This is a genomic window from Comamonas aquatilis, from assembly GCF_965139575.1.
Lineage (GTDB): Bacteria > Pseudomonadota > Gammaproteobacteria > Burkholderiales > Burkholderiaceae_C > Comamonas > Comamonas aquatilis.
Genome location: NZ_CBCSIW010000017.1, coordinates 1 through 18,834 on the forward strand (window position 1 = coordinate 1; position 18,834 = coordinate 18,834).

Here is an 18,834-nt window from a genome sequence, read left to right on the forward strand (position 1 = left end):
TGGCGAATCGTGGCTCTGACACGCAAGCCAAGCTTGATATAAAGCTCAACTGCACGAATCCTGTCTGCGTATGAGTACATGAACTACCTCCTGGTAGTCCAAGTTTTTGTCCGCATCCCCGGTGCCATATTGGATGGCGTCGCCATGGCTACTCAAGGCAAGGACGGCGCGGTATCCTCACTCAGAGGGGTGTCTGAGCGCTTTGGCATCCTGTTGAAAGAACATGATTTGTCAGCACCAGCGGCTGCAGAGGCACTGTCAGATCTCGGATTTTCTCTAGCAGATTTCGCTTCGCACGAAGCCCTCCTGCTCAAGCTAACGTCACCAACGATCCGAGATGTGGCAGCCCGCTTTCACATCAGCTATGACTGGCTAGCAGGCAAAACCGATGAGGTCTTTAGATCCGAACCAGGCACTTGGTACAAAGCCATGACTGAGGCTGCCAACCAGCTTGTATCGGCCAAACAGAGCTCAATGCGTACCGAACTCTCGATCTGTATCCCTGAAAATGCGGATCTCAGTGTCACAGATGACAACCAGGCTGAGGACAAGCTTCCGTATTTCATCCCTGTGCTTATCCGGACACAGCAGTTGCCTGGTCAGGAAGTCCTGGAGACTTATGAGGTCTGGGAAGAAGGCCGATGGTCTTATTCACGCTGCAGAGAGCACATCAAACTCGTGATCTATTTTGCGCAGCGTCTTGGCACCTATGTCGCAGGCAGAACGCTCACTCAGAACGAGTACAGCCTGCTATCCAGAGGGCAAGTACTACCTGCCACGATCTTGCGACGCAATAGCCGTGTGACTTGGCATCCTGATGACTACGTGACACCCAACTCTCCGGTTTCTAAAGAAGTTGGAGAGTGGTCTGACATTACGTCCAATGAGAACTACAAAGCGGCTTTTTCCCACTTCAATCAACTACTCACCCAAGGTGCTTCAACATGAAAATTTTTCTAGAAGCGGACTTCGCGAAAGGATGCGGTGCTGTCCGTTGGGAGGGAGTCACGGTCAAGCGTGTGAAGCGATTGATCGGTGTTGCGGTGCTAGTTGTGGGCAGCATCATGCTTACAATGCATCGCTTTTAATACCAAAGAAATTTCATCTTCTTTGGCACAAGCGCTGATTTTTTCAACATCTTTGTCACAAGCAACCGTGAGAGCTGCCACCGATGATGAAAAAACCTTTACGAAACAAGAATGTGCGTTCTCAACTTCTCTGACAACTCACAGATGAGCACATCAGCGGAGAAAAAGCAGCCATCAGCTGAGAAAATCAGGGCTGCCAGTTTCAACCGCTTCACAAAAAGGCCAGCAATTGCTGGCCTTTTTTACGTGACTCAGAGAGGAAAATATCTGTCTGGTCGGGGGCTCGGCGCGAGATGGCTAGGCGGCTTACGCATTTTTCGCGGCGTGAAGTCCCGCATTGCGCCTGAGCACGATGGGCTTGCCGCCCATGGTTTTCTTGGTCATCCAGGCGGCGAGTGCCGAGTCCAGATAGTCCGCATGACCTGGGAACCAGGAGAACAATTGCCTTCCCAGATCTTGAACCAGCTGGGCGCCGGCGCGGCCCTGGGCCAGCATCTCGCTGACCTCGTGCACCGACTTCAGCACGGCCGCATGCTCGTCAATATGGCAATCGCGCGGCGGAAAGCCGGTGGAGAGCATCCATTCGTCTTCCTGATCAAAATGGCTTTGCGCATGCTCGGCAAAGGCTTGCAGAGCTGCCGCCGCTGTGTCATCGCTGCAGCCTATGAGGCCCAGGGCCACGTCGTAAAACTCCTCGTGAACCCGGTCCATGGGTTGGTAGCCCAGCAGCCTGGCATCAGACCAGAGAACGCTGGTGTCTGCTTTGGGCGTGGGGGCAGCGGGATCTCTTTGAATCGCTTGCTTGGAGTCGCTCATGACCTTGTCTCGATTGAATGGATTTGCAGCCATTTTCGATGCAGATGGTGCTTTTGGACTCGGCTGTTTGGAGGGTGTGAGAGGCCAATTTCTGGTGTTTTCGCACCTTGGTGCCGGTTTGCTCACCAGGTGGAGTTCGAAAAACAGTCAAAATGACCGCTGTGCCTTGCGAATAAAGCACAAGGCGCTATGAAAATTGCATGGTTGCTAAACGACTTATCGAATGCCTTGGCCCAGCAGCTTGCCGTTGACCATGGTGCCGTACAAGGAGTTCTCGGTGTCGTGGAACTGCTTGCGCGTGCTGGCCACATCGCCGGTAAAGCGCGGGTCCTGCGGGCGTTCTTGGCTGTCGATGAACTGGGCCACGTCCCAGGCTTGCTGATCGCTGAGCGTGTTGCCACGACTCAGCGGCATATTGGCTTTCACAAAGCCTGCGGCGTTGTGCAGATCAGCCATGCCTGCGCCCCAGTTGTATGACTGGGCTCCCCACAGCGGCGGAAAGACCTGGACATCGCCGCTGCGCTGGCCTTCGCCATTGGCGCCGTGGCATAGCGCGCACTGGGCCTCATAGACGGCCTTGCCACGGGCGTAATCTGCTGCTTTTTCGGGCTTGGGTAATTTGGCGTAGCCCGAACCCGGCAGCTTCTCGCCCACGGTCGTGCCCTGGGCCATCCAGTAGGAATAGGTTTCCAGGGCGACCAGTACCTCATGCCCGTCGGGTGGTGCCTTGCCGTTCATGCTGTACATAAAGCAGCCGCGCAGGCGCTCGGAAAAGGTGGATACGCTCTTGGTTTTGCTGCGGTAGGCGGGGTAGCTGAGATAGGCCCCCCAAAGCGGCGCAGAGTTGGCCAGGCGACCGGCATCCAGATGGCAATTCACGCAGTTGAGCGTGTTACCCACAAAGCCTTTGGCATTGGCCCCGGTGTGCAGAAAGATCTGCTCGCCCTGGCGGATGACGTCGCCCATGGGGCCTTCGGGAATCTGGTCTGCCGCCGGTGGTGCGAAGGCGGTTTTTTTGACCGGGCCTGGGCTGGATGCCGCTTGAGCGCCCGGCTGTGGCGCTGCACCGCTGCTGCCTGCCGAGGCACTGGCGGTTGTGGCGGCTCCGGCAGCGGGTGCGGCTGCATCTGCTGCATTGGTGGCCATGCGTGCCGGGTGCAGAGGCGGGGCGTCGTTTTGCACGTCTTCGCCGATTTGACGCCCTATTACGAGAGCGGATATCACCACGATCAGGGTGACGACCACGGCAAACCATTGGAGAGCGGCGAACTCCCTGCGTTCTTCACGCTCGGTTTGTTCGGCGCTGCTGGGGTGCTGGTTCATGGCGGCCTCCCTTATTTGCTGGTAGCGGGCGCTGCAGTCGCTTGCTTGGCGTAGTACTGCGCGATGGCTTCCACATCCTGGTTGCTGAGCTTTTTGGCAATGTGCAGCATCAGCTCCAGCGGGCCGGGCCCACGGCTGCCTTGCTTCCAGGCATCGATCTGCGACTGCATATAGGCCGCGTTGAGCTTGCCAATGGCGGGAAAGTTGCTGCCCACGCCTTCGCCATGGGGGCCGTGGCAGCTGGCACAGGCGGGTACGCCGTCATTCATGCGCCCACGCAATGCCAACCAGGCGCCAACATCCTTGGGGTCGGGCACCGGCACGCTTTTGGGGGAGGCTATGCCGGAAGGCAGGCTGGCAAAGTAAGCTGCCACATTGGCCTGGTCCTGTGCTTTCAGTCCTTTGGCCACCGGTTCCATGACCGCATTTTTCCGCGTGCCTGAGGCAAAAGCCGCCAGCTGTGCCTGTAGATAGGCTGCTCCCTGGCCGGCCAGGGGAGGAAAGGCCGCCAGACCTTCGCCCTTGGCTCCATGGCAGCTGGAGCATGCGGCAACCGCTGGCGGCACACCTTTGCTGGCAATGGATTCGCCCGCCTTTGCATCGCCAGAAGCCTGTGCATGTACGCTGCCCGCTACAAAAAACAAGAGCGTAGTGAGCTTGTACAGCGGGCGATACGGGCCAAAACACAAAAAATCAGAGGCAGCTTTCATCATGGACGGCCTTGTTTCGGTTTTGCTTAAATCTTAGGCAGTCCAAGTGTGGTTGGGTGTCGGCCACCACCTCATGCGCTGCGGATTAGTTACGGTCCAGGCAAGGCCTGCTTCCGTCGCAGCAAGATTAGTACAGAAAACAAAAAACGGCCACCAGGGCCGTTTTGTTGCAAGTGCAGGTGGTTTACAGACCCAGCATGATTTGCAGGTTTTGCACGGCCGCGCCGCTGGCGCCCTTGCCCAGATTGTCCAGACGGGCGATCAGCACGGCTTGGCGGTATTGCTCGTTGGCAAAGACGCGCAGTTCCAGCTTGTTGGTATCGGCCAGCGTATCGGCGGCCAGCTTGTTGTCGTCCGTGGGCGCCAGCACGCTGACCCAGTTGGCCGGCGTGTTGGTGGCTGCGTAGTGGCTGGCCAGTGCATCGTGCAGATCGGCGGCCTTGGGTGCGCCGGGCAGCAGATCCAGATGCAGAGGCAGCTGCACCAGCATGCCTTGGCGGAAGTTGCCCACGGCGGGAATGAAAACGGGGCGGCGTGTCATGCCGGTATAGTGCAGGATTTCGGGGACGTGCTTGTGACCCAGACCGAGGGCGTAGGCCTCGTAAGGTGCGGCAGTGCCGGCCTCGTAGGCTTCGATCATGGGGCGGCCGCCGCCGGAATAGCCGGACACGGAAGGCAGGCTCAGCGGAAAGTCGGCAGGAATCAGGCCTGCTGCCACCAGCGGGGCCAGCAAGGCGATGGCGCCCGTGGCATAGCAGCCAGGGTTGGAGACGCGGGTGGCGGCCTTGACGGCCTCGAGCTGGCCGGCGCGCAGTTCGGGGAAGCCGTAGACCCAGTCGGGTGCCGTGCGGTGAGCAGTGGAGGCATCGATGATCTTGATGGCGCGGCCGGTCTCAAGAGTGATGGAGTCCACCATGGCCGTGGTTTCGCGCGCGGCATCATCGTGCAGGCACAGAATGACCAAGTCCACGCCTGCAATCAGGGCGCGTTTGGCGGCAGGGTCTTTGCGCAGCTCGGGCGCAATGCTCACCAGCTCTACGCCAGCAAAGTTGACCAGACGTTCGCGGATCTGCAGACCTGTGGTTCCTGCTTCCCCGTCGATAAAGACTTTAGCCATCGCTTTTCTCTCCTGCACGGCGCGCGCATTTGTGGGTCTATGCCGCTGCCTGCGGCACCATTGCCGCTTTTAGGCCGTTATTGTCGTTTAAACCCTGGGCTGGCGTGCAAGGGCGTGATTCTTTGCCATCGCGCGTGAATTTGTATGCAGGAGCCGACACTGTTTTTGCCACGGCCCGCCAAGTGCCACTCATTTGACAGTTCTTGTAGCGTGCTCGCCTGATTCGGCGCTGCTGGCCGGCCATCTCAGGGCCTTATATATAAGACATAAGATAGTTGCGGAGCCCGGAAATATCGTGTAACGGGATTTATCCAACGATATCAATGCATTGCAGCCAGGTTGCTCAGACGGCAAAGATGTGGAAAATTGTGGATTCTGCGCATATTCAGGTGTCGTTTTGCGCAGTGCAGCATGGTACATTGCTGCTCGCCATGTCATACGAACCCGTCTCGCCTGACCAATCGAGTCCGTGGCAAGCGGGTATTTCCCCTCAGTTCAGAGAGACAAACTCATGAAGATTCATGAATACCAAGGCAAGGAAATCTTGCGTCAATTTGGTGTGCCCGTCCCCCGTGGCATTCCTGCGTTCACAGTTCAAGAGGCTGTAGAAGCTGCGCAAAAGCTGGGTGGACCTGTGTGGGTGGTGAAGGCCCAGATCCACGCTGGCGGCCGCGGCAAGGGCGGCGGCGTCAAGGTTGCCAAGAGCATCGACGATGTGAAGGCCCTGGCCGAGCAAATCCTCGGCATGCAGCTGGTCACGCACCAGACCGGCCCCGAAGGCCAGAAGGTTCGTCGCCTGTACATCGAAGACGGCGCCGACATCAAGAACGAACTGTATGTGTCGCTGGTGACCGACCGCGCCACACAGAAGGTTGCCCTGATCGCTTCCAGCGAAGGCGGCATGGACATCGAGGAAGTGGCGCATTCCACTCCCGAGAAGATCATCACCGAGATGATCGACCCACTGGCTGGCATCACCGAAGCGCAATCGCGCAAGGTCGCCGCTGCCATTGGCCTGACCGGCGCTTCCATTGATCAAGCCGTAGACATCTTCGCCAAGATCTACAAGTGCTACATGGACACCGATGCATCGCTGGTGGAAATCAACCCGCTGAACTGCGACTCCAAGGGCAATCTGATGGCCCTGGATGCAAAGTTCAACTTTGATCCCAATGCCCTGTTCCGTCACCCAGAAATCGTGGCATTCCGCGATCTGGACGAAGAAGATCCAGCCGAAGTGGAAGCTTCCAAGTTCGATCTGGCCTACATCTCCCTGGACGGCAACATCGGCTGTCTGGTGAACGGCGCCGGTCTGGCCATGGCCACCATGGACACCATCAAGCTGTACGGCGGCGAGCCAGCCAACTTCCTGGACGTGGGCGGCGGCGCAACGGCCGAGAAGGTGACCGAAGCCTTCAAGATCATGCTCAAGAACCCTGAAGTCAAGGGCATCATGGTCAACATCTTCGGCGGCATCATGAAGTGCGACACCATCGCCAATGGCGTGGTTACCGCTTGCAAGGCCGTGAACCTGCAAGTGCCTCTGGTTGTGCGCATGAAGGGCACCAACGAACAGCTGGGCAAGCAAATTCTGGCTGACTCCGGTCTGCCCATCATTGCTGCCGACAGCATGGCTGAAGCGGCTGAAAAAATCGTCGCTGCCGTTAAGTAAAAGCCCTCGGAGATACACATATGTCGATCTTTATCAACAAAGACACCAAGGTCATCACCCAGGGCATTACTGGCAAGACCGGTCAATTCCACACTGAAAAGTGCCAGGAATACGCGAACGGCAAGAACTGCTTCGTCGCTGGCGTGAACCCCAAGAAGGCTGGCGAAAAGATTTTCGACATCCCAATCTACGGTTCGGTCAAGGATGCTGCCAAGGAAACCGGCGCTACCGTGTCCGTGATCTACGTGCCTCCCGCAGGTGCTGCTGCCGCCATCTGGGAAGCTGTGGAAGCCGATCTGGACCTGGCCATCTGCATTACCGAAGGCATTCCCGTCCGTGACATGCTGGAAGTGCGCAACAAAATGCGTGCCAAGGAAGCTGCCGGCGGCAAGAAGACCCTGCTGCTGGGCCCTAACTGCCCCGGCCTGATCACGCCTGACGAGATCAAGATCGGCATCATGCCCGGTCACATCCACAAGAAGGGCCGTATCGGCGTGGTGTCCCGTTCGGGCACGCTGACATACGAAGCCGTGGCTCAGCTGTCCGAACTGGGCATCGGCCAGTCGTCCGCTGTCGGCATTGGTGGCGACCCCATCAACGGCCTGAAGCACATCGACGTAATGCGCGCCTTCAATGAAGATCCTGACACCGACGCCGTCATCATGATTGGCGAAATCGGCGGTCCGGACGAAGCTGAAGCCGCCATGTGGTGCAAGGCCAATATGAAGAAGCCTATCGTGGGCTTCATCGCTGGCGTGACTGCTCCTCCCGGCAAGCGCATGGGCCACGCAGGTGCCCTGATCTCCGGTGGCGCCGACACGGCCGATGCCAAGCTGGCCATCATGGAAGAGTGTGGTTTCACCATCACACGCAACCCATCCGAGATGGGCCGCCTGCTGCAAGGCTTGCTGAAGTAAGCTCTGAGAGTTTGTAATACAGCGGGTATTACGCAGTATTACGAACTGGCAAAGAGGTTTGAGACCTCTACACTGCCTCCACTCATAAAAGAAAGCGCCGCGCAATGCGGCGCTTTCATATTCAAAACAGTGGAGTAACAATGGAATTTCTCAACACTGCCGATTTCTGGATCGGCTTGGTGAAGATCATCTGGATCAACATCATTCTCTCTGGCGACAATGCGGTGGTTATCGCGCTCGCTGCCCGTTCCCTGCCTCCTGAACAGCAAAAGAAAGCCATCATGTTTGGCTCCGGCGCCGCCGTGGTGCTGCGTATCGTGCTGACGGTGGTGGCAGCCAAGCTGCTGGAGCTGTCCTTCCTGCAGGTGATTGGCGGCTGTCTGCTGCTGTGGATCGGCTACCAGTTGCTGACCGGTGGCGAAGAGGGCGAGGGCGAGTCCAAGGGCCATGGTTCCATGGTGACTGCCATTCGCACCATTTTGATTGCCGACCTGGTGATGAGCCTGGACAACGTGATTGCCGTGGCTGCAACAGCCCAGGGCAATATGGTTTTGCTGATTCTGGGTCTGGCCATTTCCATTCCCCTGGTGATTTTCGGCTCCACGCTGATGATCAAGCTGATGGATCGCTTCCCCGTCATCATCACCCTGGGTGCCGCTCTGATCGGCTGGGTGGGTGGCGAAACCATCGTCAATGACAATCTGCTGCATGGCTACACCATGGCTCACCCCTGGTTGCACTATGCCGCAGCCGCAGCCGGCGCCGTGCTGGTGGTCGGCCTAGGCAAGCTCATGCAAGCCCGTTCGGGCGGCAAGCAAGTCGCGGCCTGATCCGCTGAGCGAGACTCTCCAGAAACGCACTGCCCGCGCAGTGCGTTTTTCATTGCGGCTGCCATACGCTGTTGTTTGGAGGTTTGCAGGGCACGCACGGATTCTCATGGCCGCAGCAGCAATAGACCCGTAACGGCTTTTGGCGTTGCAGGTCTACACTTTCCCCAAGAATCCACGGAACGCCCGATGTTTTGGTCGGGCGTTGCTGCGTCTGCTCAGGTCAGATGAGTCCCGTGGAAACCACGAGAAAGTGATTTGCCATGGACGCCATGCTTGGAGCCGATTTCTGGATCGGTCTGCTCAAAATCGTCTGGATCAACATCATCTTGTCCGGTGACAACGCCGTAGTCATCGCCTTGGCCGCGCGCGGCCTGCCTGCCCATCAGCAAAGAAAAGCCATTCTGTTGGGCTCTGGCGCGGCCGTGGTGCTGCGCATTGCCTTGACTCTGGTGGCTGCCAAGTTGATGCAGCTTCCGATGGTAGAAATCATGGGAGGCGTGTTGCTGCTGTGGATCGGTGTCGGTCTGCTCAAGGGCGAGGATGAAAGCGAGCAAAGCGGAGATGCCGTCAAGGTCGGCATGATGGCCGCAGTTCGCACCATCTTGCTGGCGGATCTGGTGATGAGCCTGGACAATGTGATTGCCGTGGCCGCCGCAGCCCAGGGCAATCTGGTCTTGCTGGCGCTGGGCTTGGTCATCAGCATTCCGCTGGTGATTTTTGGCTCCACGCTGATGATCAAACTCATGGCGCGCTTTCCCACCATAGTTACCCTGGGGGCTGCGCTGATCGGCTGGGTGGCCGGAGAGACGCTTGCCAGCGATCATGTGCTGGAGGGCCTGATTCAGGCTCATCCCTGGCTTAGCCATGCGGCAAGTGGTTGCAGTGGGAAAAATGTGGCAGGCACGCAATGCAACCCCATCTTCTGGGGCATAAGCCCGCCGCCACAAATCGGGTGTGCCTGTGCCAGCCTCGAAATTGAACGATTAAAAAGTGAGCTAATAGCGCCTATTCAATGGGGTTTTAAAATATAAAGAACCCTGTAAATTAATCAATCAAAGCGCAATCTGCTCCTGATATTGAAGTAATCACCCATGCCCCTGCCGGGGAGCGACGGCTTCATCTGTCTTTTGCACTAGGGCTGGCTGGACTTTGGCAATTACGTTACGCTGAAGACCTGCTCTGACCACGCCCATGTTCCGCACTCTGTTTGCCATGCCTGCTGCACAGCCCCCCAGACCGCCTGCCGCATGGCCTGCTGTGCGCATGATCGCGCGCGTGCACACGGGGTTGGTGCGTACCAATAACGAGGATGCCGTTAGCATCCACCCTGAGGCCAGCCCCTGGCCTGTGGCCGTGCTGGCCGATGGCATGGGCGGTTACAACGCCGGGGAAGTCGCCAGCGCGATGGCCGTCAGCGTGATACCCGCAGCCCTGCAGCACACGCACGAGGAACTGGTCGGTGTCGATGTGGAGCTGGAGGCCGCATCCAAGGACTTGCAAGAGGCCTTGTGCCTGGCCAATGCCGCAATCCGTGAAGCCGCCAGGGAAACACCTGGCTGCCAGGGCATGGGCACTACGGTGGTCGCTGCTGCCATCGTTGCAGGGCATGCGGTGATTGCTCACCTCGGTGACTCGCGGGCTTATGCATGGCGCACCGGCCAACTGACCCGCCTTACCCGGGACCACTCCCTGGTCCAGCAAGAGATGGATGCCGGTCATCTCAGCGCGCAAGATGCCCAGGCTTCGGGCCTGGGTCACCTCGTCACGCGGGCTTTGGGGGTGCAGATGTCTGTCGATCCCGAACTGAACCGCTGGCCGCTGCAGGCGCAAGATCGCCTCATGCTGTGCTCGGACGGCGTCACCGACATGCTCGATGACTCCCAGCTAGAAGCCTTGTTCGCTGCGGAGTCCTCACTGCCGGAACTGCTCACGGCTTTGCTGAGTGCCGCCAATGCTGCGGGCGGCAGAGACAACATCAGCGTGGTGCTGATGGAGGACGCTCAACGGGTCGCGCAAGGCCCGGGATCTCAAAGCACAAGCTTGTTTTGACCTTTACCCGATGTTCCGTTGAGAATGACTGTGTCAAAGAGCATACACAGTCAGTCGACTGTGCAGGCTTTTGCTGGTTTTGAAGCGGGGTCCGGTTCGCAACAGGGGCTGTTTTCATAGAATCACCCATAAGGTGGTCATTGTTTCAAACAGTAACCGCCAAACTATCCTCGGGTCTGTCCCGCTGCATTCAGGAGCTTTCGAGCATGCCGATCTTGGTCATTTCTATCGATGGCGCTGTGGTCAAAGAAGTACCGCTCACCAAAGAGCGCACTACGCTGGGCCGACGTCCGTATAACGACATCGTGATCGACAATCTTGCCGTCAGCGGTGAACATGCCGTGATCACCATAGCCGACGGCGCTGTGGCGATCGAAGACCTGCGCAGTACCAACGGCACCTATGTCAACGGAAAATCCGTGAAGCGTCATAGCCTGGTGCATGGCGATCTGCTGGATATCGGACGTTACAAAATCCGCTTTGTGAATGCCGGCGAAGAGCCCGCTCGCACCTCTGCTGCACTGGAAGCCATTGCCGCCGTCTCCTCCGCCATGGCGGAGAGCGCCGATGACGTGCACAGCAGACTCAGTACGCCTTCCGGTTTTGGCGAGCTCACCGGCTTTGCGCCTACACAGCATGGCATGTCGTCCATGCTGCCAGAGCGGCATGCCGTGGTGCGAATGCTCAGCGGCAGCATGACAGGCAAAGAAGTCTCACTCTATAAAGTGGTCACCACCCTGGGCCGCCCGGGCGTGACCATTGCCTCCATTACCCAAAAGCCCCATGGCTTTGTGCTGACGCATATGGAAGGCGAGAGCGCATCGCTCAAACTCAACGGCCAGGAAGTCGGCCCGCTGCCCGTACCCTTGCTCAATGGCGACACCATGGAGCTGGCCGGTACGCGTATGCAGTTTGTGGTGGGGTGATGGCGCCACTTGGAATGCGTAGGCTGATACTTACAAAATTGTCACCATCGTTGCCTGGATAAGTCAAAAGAGACACTTTTTGGCAACTGTCGCGCGGCGAAAAATGTCAACACCGAAGTGCCTCCGCCTGTGGTCGGTAGTTGGCACGACGATTGCTTAGAAGGAACGTACTTCTTCAACCAAGGAATTTTTCATGAAGCGTTCCATTCAAAAGGGTTTCACCCTGATCGAACTGATGATCGTTGTGGCGATTATCGGTATTTTGGCTGCAGTGGCTTTGCCGGCTTATCAGGATTACACCGTGCGTGCACGCGTCTCTGAAGGTCTTGTGATGGCTTCTGCCGCAAAGCTGAACGTTCAAGACGTTCTGGCTTCGGGTAACCCTCAAGCCGATACAAATGGTTACGCAACTGGTTATACCAACCCACAAGCTACACGTAACGTCGCCTCGATGGGCATCACTCCTGCCACAGGCGTTATCACAATTACCACGACGGCCGCTGCAGGGGCTGGTACGGTGACCTTGACCCCCAACGCACCTGCCGGTTCGGCCTTGCCCACCGGTACTGCAGCATTCACGCCTCCTGCACAAGCCGTCGCTTGGCGCTGCATGGCAGCTAATGCTTCTGCAGGTAGCTTTACCGGCACAACCGCTGGCACATTGGCCGCGCGTTTTGCACCTTCCGAGTGCAAGTAATATTTAGCTAATCTATTTAGCTAAAAAGAGCGCTTCGGCGCTCTTTTTTCATCATTAAAAACATTATGCAATGGAATCAAAGATTTAAGTTTTCCTCCAAATCTGCCCTCATTCATTTGATTTTCAGTATATTTATATTGTCAGCAATATGGATTATTATTTTTTTTATTTGGTACCCAGAACCCTATGACAAGTTGTCTGGAATATCAAACATATTTATTTATTTGCTGTTAATAGATGTTGTATGTGGTCCGCTACTAACACTTATTTTGTTCGACCAAAGAAAAACCAAAAAAGCTTGGTCTTTTGATATCGCAATTATTCTACTCATACAAGCATCAGCTCTTTCTTACGGAGTATTAATTACACACAATGCACGACCTGCCTTTCTTGCATATGAAGGTGATAGATTCAGACTGGTCAGCTCCTTAGATATTGATACAAACAATACATTGTTCAAAAATTCAGACTATGTAAATAAATTTTTAAGTGGCCCTGTGTTGATTGGTGTAAAACTAAGCAATCCAGGCGACGACGATTACTTGCGTAGCGTGCAGCTTTCACTGAAAGGAGTTTACCCTGCATTCAGGCCGGAGCGCTGGATATCTTATGAGTCGGTAAAAAAAGAGGTGTTAATTTCGTCAAAATCTCTTGCTCCATTTATGAGGCCCAGCAATCCCGCCAATCATTTAATCTTAAATTTTTTAAATAACAAAAATCTAAGATTAAGCGATGTTAGTTATCTACCGATAACATCTGATAAATCACAAATGGAAAACTGGATTGCAATCATCAGAAAAGACACTGGCTATCCCTTGGATTTTCTACCTATAAATGGATGGGAAGAATGATAGAAAATATAAAAAAAATAGCATTTATATTTATACTTCCTCTTCCTTGGTTGTGGCCTATTTCATTTGGTCCATGGGCAGAAGCCATTCCATGGCTTTTCTCCCTGGCTGTTGCCGCCATTATTATGGTGGTGTGGCCTGTTTCTGAAGATAATGTTACGACTGATATAGCAACAGCATTTGCAATAGGCGCTGTTATTAGCGTATTTCCAGAAATAATTCAATATTTTGGTTTGTCCAGCCTTGAAATATTTTGGCCGTGGATAAGAGATACAGCACCTGGGGTTTCTATCGGTAATATAGGGCAGCCCAATCAACAGGCTACGCTCTTAGCAATCGGTCTTATTTCCACTTATTGGATATATTGTCATCGAAGAATATCTCTTCCTGCCTTTTTAGCCGCAAGCACATTAATTTCAATTGGAATTGCGCTAAGCGCATCAAGAACTGGGGCTTTATATTTATTATGTGTCCCATTTATTTCGTGGTGGATATTTAAGAGCGATAAAAAAATATTTTTCTGCTATATATTCGCCTGTTTTTTTTTCTACGTACTCACAAGCCTAGCGGCCCCATATATTGCAAATAGCATAGGCATTGAAAATGCAAAAAGTGTTTTTATAAGAATAATTGGCATTGGAAGTTCTTGCGAAAGCAGAAGTATTCTCTGGGGAAATGTAATTGAGCTTATTTCACAAAAACCTTGGCAAGGCTGGGGCTGGAATAATCTTAGATACGCTCAATACATTACAGATTTTGAAAGTCCAAGACTATGCTCAGTACTGGGGAATGCACATAATATACCATTGCATTTCGCAGTCACACTTGGCATCCCAATTACTATATTTATTTGCTCGATAGCAATTTATTTTTTCATAAAATTAACACCATGGAAAGAAACGAATCCCAAAAAAAGATATTTATGGGCCGTGCTCATTCCAATCGGAATTCATAGCATGCTCGAATTTCCTCTATGGTATGGTCCATTTCAAATAATATCTGCAATTTGCATTTATTTAATAATAAAGCAAAAAACAAATCCTATTGGTTTTAAAAAAAATACAGCCATCAGGTACTGCGTCTCAGTCTCGGTGATGGCATTAAGTTTATGGGTATTTATTGATTACCAGAGAGTCACGCAAGTATATCTTCCGCCAGATTTAAGAGTGGAAGAGTTAAAAACTGACAGCTCTCTAGAAAAATCCATAATTTATTCTTCGAAAACTATATTTTTTTCTGATCAATCAAACTTTGCTACAGTTATTTTTATAAATCCAGATAAAAATAATTCATTAATAATTAATAAATTGGCGAATAATCTTCTTCACTTTTCACCAGAACCTCGTGTTATCAAAAGACTTCTTGAAAGTGCTTTAATTATCGGAGACACAGATCAGTACAATCTGCACAAGAAAAGATTTGAAATAACATACCCCAAAGAATATTTGAAATGGTTAGAAAGTGAGTCAGCTAATAACTGAATAATTATCAGACTTCCCCCCACGCTTTTCCATCACCTTGATTCCCCCCATCACCATTCCCTTATCCACCGCCTTGCACATATCGTAAATAGTCAGCAAGCCGACTTGCACGGCGGTCAGGGCTTCCATTTCCACGCCGGTCTGGCCCATGGTCTCCACAGTGGCGGTGCAGAGAATGGCTTGGGATTCGGGTTGCAGTTCAAACTCCACGGCCACGCGGGTCAGGGCCAGGGGGTGGCATAGGGGGATGAGGTCGCTGGTTTTCTTGGCGGCCATGATGGCGGCGATGCGGGCGATGCCCAGCACGTCGCCTTTTTTGGCCGTGCCGTTTTGCACAATCGCCAGCGTCTCGGGCTTCATGGTGATCTGGCCCTGGGCCACGGCCACGCGGTGGGTACGGGGTTTGGCGCCAACGTCCACCATATGGGCCTGGCCTTGGGCGTCGAAGTGGGTAAGAGAGGACATGAGGGTGTTTCTTTCGTGTCGGGGCTGGGCGCATGCGCGAGTCCAGCGGTGTTGCTGGCCCGGCTTTACTCTGGGATAAGCCGCCAGGCCGGGCAGCGCAAATCAATCAGGGCATCATAGTGGGGTGTTGAACTGCTGGCAGCTCAGACGGCTGAATGCTGGCAATGCTGTGGTCGCCATGCCAATTGTGATGAAAAAACTGCTTCAACCCCATACCTTCAAATCGCTAACAGCTTCTATATTGATAGCAATTCAGTGTGCAACCCTGGTCCTGACACCTGCGCAGGCCGCTGGTTTGCCCACGTTGGGCGACGGTGCCTCGTCCATCACCACGGGCGATGAGCGCCGGTTGGGCGACTCCATCGTCAAGGAGTTGTACCGCGATCCTGACTATCTGGATGATCCGGTACTGCAGGAGTATGTGGAAGGCATATGGCTGCATCTGCAGGATGCGGCGCGCAAGCGCGGTGAGCTGTCGCCTGAGCTGGAAGAGCGCTTTGCCTGGACTTTGCTGCTGGGCAAGGACAGGCAGGTCAACGCTTTTGCGCTGCCCGGTGGCTATATGGGCGTGTACCTGGGGCTGATCAGCGTGGTGGGCAGCGGGGATGAGCTGGCCTCGGTCATTGCGCACGAAACCAGTCACATCACCCAGCGCCATATTGCGCGCATGCTGGCCCAGCAAGGCAAGCAGGCGCCGCTGATGCTGGCTTCCATGTTGCTGGGGGCGCTGGCGGCCACGCGTAGCCCCGATGCGGCCATGGCCATCATGATGGGCGGGCCGGCGGCGATGATGCAAAACCAGCTCAATTTCTCGCGGGCTATGGAAAGCGAGGCCGACCGCGTGGGCTACAGCCTGATGGCGCCGGCGGGCTTTGCACCACAAGGTTTTGTGAGCATGTTCGGCAAGCTGGAGCAGGCCAGCCGCCTCAATGACAACGGTAGCTGGCCTTATTTGCGCAGCCACCCGCTGACCACGCAGCGGATTGCCGATATGGACTCGCGCATTCCGGCCGGCAAGCGCGCCAGTGCACCAGCGCCGACCTTGGCCCACGCCATGATGGCTGCGCGGGCGCGCATCCTCTCCAACCCTGGGGTGGATGTGCGCCGCCAGTGGATGGACTTGCCCCGTTCCGGCAGTTTTGGCAATGCCAGCCAGGTGGAGCAGGTGGGCCAGCTCTATGCTGCCAGCCTGAGCGCGATGGAGCTCAGGGAGTGGAAATCCGCCCGCGAGATGACGCAGCGCTTGCTGGCGGCGGTGGCCGGCAACCCCGAAGCTTTGGTACAGGCCCAGTGGCTGCAGGCGGAGTTGGAGTACAAGGCGGGCAATGCGCAGGCGGCACTCGATGCGCTACCCCAGCGGCAGGCGACCGCGGCCGTGCAGGCGCCCAAGCCCACGGCCAGTGGCAACCTGGCCGGGCCCAGCCTGGCCACAGTGAATGTGGTCGAGCATGTCGCGCCGCGCAGGCCCGAGATGCTGTTGCGTACCGATATCCTGCTCAAGCTCAATCAGTCCAGCGGCATGGCTGGTCCGCTGCAGACCTGGGTGGCGGATCATCCGCGCGATGCCGGAGCCTGGCAGACGCTGGCGCGCGTATGGCGCGCCCAGGGACAGGAGCTGCGGGCTTTGCGGGCCGAGGCCGAGGCGCAGGTGGCGCATTACGATTACGCGGCGGCGGTGGACCGCTTCAAGGCGGCGCAGGACATGGCCCGCAAGGCGGGCGGCCAGGCCGATTACTTTGAGGCGTCCATCATCGACACGCGCTTGCGTGCCGTGCAGGAATTACTCCGGGAACAGGCGAGCGACAAGAGCATCAACAAATAAGCCCAGCGCCGAATAGATCAGTGCACCCAGCATGGCGGCCCAAAAGCCGCTGACATGAAAGCCGCCGAGGATGCCCGAGGCCATCCAGAACATCAGCCCGTTGACAACAAACAGGAACAGACCCACGGTGATGATGGTCACTGGCAGGGTCAGCACCACCAGAATGGGGCGAATCACGGTATTGAGCAGGCCGATGACCAGGGCCGCGATCATGGCCGAGCTGAAGCCCTGTACTTGAACGCCGCTGTACACATAGGTGACCAGCAGCAAAGAGGCTGCACAAAGCAGCCATTTGACGATGATTTTCATAGATTCAGCATAGCAGTGGCGGCTGCTTGAGGCAGGAAAAAGCCTTGTGCAGCTTTCACCGCACAAGGCTTGAAGATTTGTCCGCTATCAGTCTGCCAAAGGGCTTCAGATCGAGAGCGATTCCTCGACCACAAAGCCCAGCATGGCGCCGAGAGCGGCCATGGTGCCAGGCAGATTCCAGCGGCGACCTGAGGCGTTGGGTGCATCGGCGGTCTTGGCGGGCGCTGCCTGCATGGCTTCCTGCTTGGGGCGGCGGGCGTCGATGATCTGGGCTGCGCCGTGTTCCTGTTGCAGCTCGGCAATCAGCTCGGTCAGCGGGCCCTTGGCCAGCACGGGGGTGACCTTGGCGCCGGGCACGGACATGACGGGCAGCACGGCAGCAAACAGCTTGTCTGCCCATTTGCCACGCCAGTTTTCGCGGGCGCGGTGGCTGACCCATTTGCTCACACGGTGGGTCATGCGCGGGGCACAGGCAACCAGCAGCCAGTGGGAAGAAGCCGCCTGGCTAGATCCCGCGAGAGCCTGAAGCATGGGCAGGGCGTATGCGGCGTCATCCACGTAAACAATGATGGGGGTCAAGATGCGTCCTTGTTGGAGCGGTGTTGAGGGAAAGCAGCCTCCTGTAGGAGGCTTCCGACACTATTGTGAAGCGTGAAGGGCCGGCTTGTATAGCAGCCCTTCACCAGCCTCAGGTTTTAGCCAGGCTGGGCCTGTGCTTAGTGGCTGTGCGCGACAGCTGCGGGGCGGCGGCTGGCCACCCACTTGCCCAGGGCCAACACCAGCAGAGCGCCGCCAACGTGGGCAACCCAGTACAAGGTGGTGGAAATCTGGGCCAGACCTTGTTCGTTCAGCGTGCCCAGCTTGGGCATCCAGGTCCACTTGTCAGCGTTCACGAACAGCGGATCGGTCACCAGCATGCCGCCAGCAATCCAGCCCAGCAGCATGCCGCCGGCCACGATGATGATGGGGAAGCGCTCCATCAGCTTGATTACCAGCTGCGAGCCCCAAACGATGATGGGGATCGAGATCAGCAGGCCCAGGGTCACCAGCAGCATCTGGTGTTCGCCCGAGCTTTGGGCTGCACCGGCAATGGCGATCACGTTGTCCACGGACATCACCAGGTCGGCCACGATGATGGTCTTGATGGCGGCAAACAGCTTGTCGCTGCCCTGGATGTTGTCATGGCCGTCTTCATCGGGAGCAATCAGCTTGATACCGATCCACACCAGCAGCAAGGCGCCGATGAGCTTGAGTGCAGGCAGGGCCAACAGCGTCATGGCGAAGGCGATCAGAATCACGCGCAACACGATGGCACCGGCGGTGCCATAGATGATGCCCTTGCGGCGCTGCTCGGGCGGCAGCTTGCGGCAGGCCAGCGCGATCACGACCGCGTTGTCGCCACCCAGCAGGATGTCAATGATGATGATTTGCCCCAGCGCAATCCAGAACGGCGTGTGGGTGAGAAAGTCCAGATCCATGTGTTGTTTCCTCGTTGTCGAATGCCGCTGACAGCCAGTGATCGCAGAATAACCGCGCTTGCCATCAACATCAAATTACCGATGTGACGTAAGGCCAAGTGCTTGATCCGGGCGAGGAAAACCATGCTCGGGGGAGTGCGCCTTGATCGACCGTCATCAGGTCCATCAAAGGTCTTGCTCGATTGCAGCGTGACTGCAACCCGGAGGGCCGGAAGCCTGAGGCTTCGTATTGACGACCATCCGATACCGGCAAAAAGCCAGTGAGGAGCTACTCCCCTTCGAA

Annotated in this window: 19 protein-coding genes; 11 read left to right on the plus strand and 8 right to left on the minus strand. The window is 56.1% G+C overall.

Annotated features, from left to right (window positions below; genetic code table 11):
- The first annotated feature begins 78 nt into the window (after window positions 1–78).
- Window positions 79–948, plus strand: a complete 870-nt coding sequence (locus tag ACNAZA_RS16905) for a hypothetical protein (protein WP_415797706.1) — start codon at window positions 79–81, stop codon at window positions 946–948.
- A 446-nt stretch (window positions 949–1,394) separates the two neighbouring features.
- Here the strand turns inward: ACNAZA_RS16905 and ACNAZA_RS16910 are convergent, their stop codons facing one another.
- The 4 genes from ACNAZA_RS16910 to argC form a co-directional block, all read right to left on the minus strand.
- The gene (locus tag ACNAZA_RS16910; protein WP_415797707.1) at window positions 1,395–1,904 is read right to left on the minus strand and encodes a bacteriohemerythrin; all 510 of its coding nucleotides are present in this window, start codon (window positions 1,902–1,904) and stop codon (window positions 1,395–1,397) included.
- Window positions 1,905–2,120: 216 nt separating this feature from the next.
- Entirely contained in the window at window positions 2,121–3,227 is a 1,107-nt protein-coding gene (locus ACNAZA_RS16915; protein WP_415797708.1) for a c-type cytochrome, read from the minus strand.
- An 11-nt stretch (window positions 3,228–3,238) separates the two neighbouring features.
- Window positions 3,239–3,940, minus strand: a complete 702-nt coding sequence (locus ACNAZA_RS16920) for a c-type cytochrome (RefSeq protein ID WP_415797709.1) — start codon at window positions 3,938–3,940, stop codon at window positions 3,239–3,241.
- 181 nt (window positions 3,941–4,121) lie between these two features.
- A complete protein-coding gene (gene argC, locus ACNAZA_RS16925) occupies window positions 4,122–5,054 on the minus strand; it encodes an N-acetyl-gamma-glutamyl-phosphate reductase (RefSeq protein WP_415797710.1) in 933 nt (310 codons plus the stop codon).
- Between the two features lie 511 nt (window positions 5,055–5,565).
- Here argC and sucC point away from each other — a divergent pair.
- The 9 genes from sucC to ACNAZA_RS16970 all read left to right on the plus strand — a co-directional run bounded on the left by sucC (window position 5,566) and on the right by ACNAZA_RS16970 (window position 14,477).
- Window positions 5,566–6,726 (plus strand): ADP-forming succinate--CoA ligase subunit beta, encoded by a 1,161-nt coding sequence (sucC, locus tag ACNAZA_RS16930; protein ID WP_415797711.1) that lies wholly within the window; start codon window positions 5,566–5,568, stop codon window positions 6,724–6,726.
- A 20-nt stretch (window positions 6,727–6,746) separates the two neighbouring features.
- A complete protein-coding gene (gene sucD / locus ACNAZA_RS16935) occupies window positions 6,747–7,643 on the plus strand; it encodes a succinate--CoA ligase subunit alpha (protein WP_120965281.1) in 897 nt (298 codons plus the stop codon).
- 140 nt (window positions 7,644–7,783) lie between these two features.
- On the plus strand, window positions 7,784–8,473 hold the full coding sequence (locus tag ACNAZA_RS16940; RefSeq protein ID WP_415797712.1) for a TerC family protein: 690 nt from the start codon (window positions 7,784–7,786) through the stop codon (window positions 8,471–8,473).
- A gap of 260 nt (window positions 8,474–8,733) precedes the next feature.
- Window positions 8,734–9,504, plus strand: a complete 771-nt coding sequence (locus ACNAZA_RS16945) for a TerC family protein (protein WP_415797713.1) — start codon at window positions 8,734–8,736, stop codon at window positions 9,502–9,504.
- 232 nt (window positions 9,505–9,736) lie between these two features.
- Window positions 9,737–10,522: a Stp1/IreP family PP2C-type Ser/Thr phosphatase gene (locus ACNAZA_RS16950; RefSeq protein ID WP_415797780.1), complete on the plus strand. Its 786-nt coding sequence runs from the start codon at window positions 9,737–9,739 to the stop codon at window positions 10,520–10,522.
- A 206-nt stretch (window positions 10,523–10,728) separates the two neighbouring features.
- Entirely contained in the window at window positions 10,729–11,448 is a 720-nt protein-coding gene (locus ACNAZA_RS16955; RefSeq protein ID WP_415797714.1) for an FHA domain-containing protein, read from the plus strand.
- A gap of 193 nt (window positions 11,449–11,641) precedes the next feature.
- Window positions 11,642–12,145, plus strand: a complete 504-nt coding sequence (locus tag ACNAZA_RS16960; protein ID WP_415797716.1) for a pilin — start codon at window positions 11,642–11,644, stop codon at window positions 12,143–12,145.
- Window positions 12,146–12,210: 65 nt separating this feature from the next.
- Window positions 12,211–12,996, plus strand: coding sequence for a hypothetical protein (locus tag ACNAZA_RS16965; protein WP_415797717.1), 786 nt, complete (start codon window positions 12,211–12,213; stop codon window positions 12,994–12,996).
- Window positions 12,993–14,477: a PglL family O-oligosaccharyltransferase gene (locus tag ACNAZA_RS16970; RefSeq protein WP_415797718.1), complete on the plus strand. Its 1,485-nt coding sequence runs from the start codon at window positions 12,993–12,995 to the stop codon at window positions 14,475–14,477. Before ACNAZA_RS16965 ends, ACNAZA_RS16970 begins: the two co-directional genes overlap by 4 nt.
- Here the strand turns inward: ACNAZA_RS16970 and moaC are convergent.
- A complete protein-coding gene (gene moaC, locus ACNAZA_RS16975; RefSeq protein WP_415797719.1) occupies window positions 14,463–14,942 on the minus strand; it encodes a cyclic pyranopterin monophosphate synthase MoaC in 480 nt (159 codons plus the stop codon). The two genes, ACNAZA_RS16970 and moaC, sit on opposite strands and share 15 nt — an antisense overlap.
- A 190-nt stretch (window positions 14,943–15,132) precedes the next feature.
- Here moaC and ACNAZA_RS16980 point away from each other — a divergent pair, with 190 nt between their 5' ends.
- A complete protein-coding gene (locus tag ACNAZA_RS16980; RefSeq protein WP_415797720.1) occupies window positions 15,133–16,764 on the plus strand; it encodes a M48 family metalloprotease in 1,632 nt (543 codons plus the stop codon).
- Here the strand turns inward: ACNAZA_RS16980 and ACNAZA_RS16985 are convergent.
- The 3 genes from ACNAZA_RS16985 to ACNAZA_RS16995 all read right to left on the minus strand — a co-directional run bounded on the left by ACNAZA_RS16985 (window position 16,723) and on the right by ACNAZA_RS16995 (window position 18,551).
- Complete coding sequence (locus ACNAZA_RS16985) at window positions 16,723–17,073, minus strand: phage holin family protein (protein WP_120965268.1); 351 nt, start codon at window positions 17,071–17,073, stop codon at window positions 16,723–16,725. The genes ACNAZA_RS16980 and ACNAZA_RS16985 overlap by 42 nt on opposite strands.
- Window positions 17,074–17,178: 105 nt before the next feature.
- Window positions 17,179–17,652 carry a hypothetical protein gene (locus tag ACNAZA_RS16990; protein ID WP_415797721.1) on the minus strand — a complete coding sequence of 158 codons (474 nt, stop codon included), beginning with the start codon at window positions 17,650–17,652 and terminating at the stop codon, window positions 17,179–17,181.
- A 137-nt stretch (window positions 17,653–17,789) separates the two neighbouring features.
- A complete protein-coding gene (locus ACNAZA_RS16995) occupies window positions 17,790–18,551 on the minus strand; it encodes a TerC family protein (protein WP_415797722.1) in 762 nt (253 codons plus the stop codon).
- Window positions 18,552–18,834: the final 283 nt, after the last annotated feature.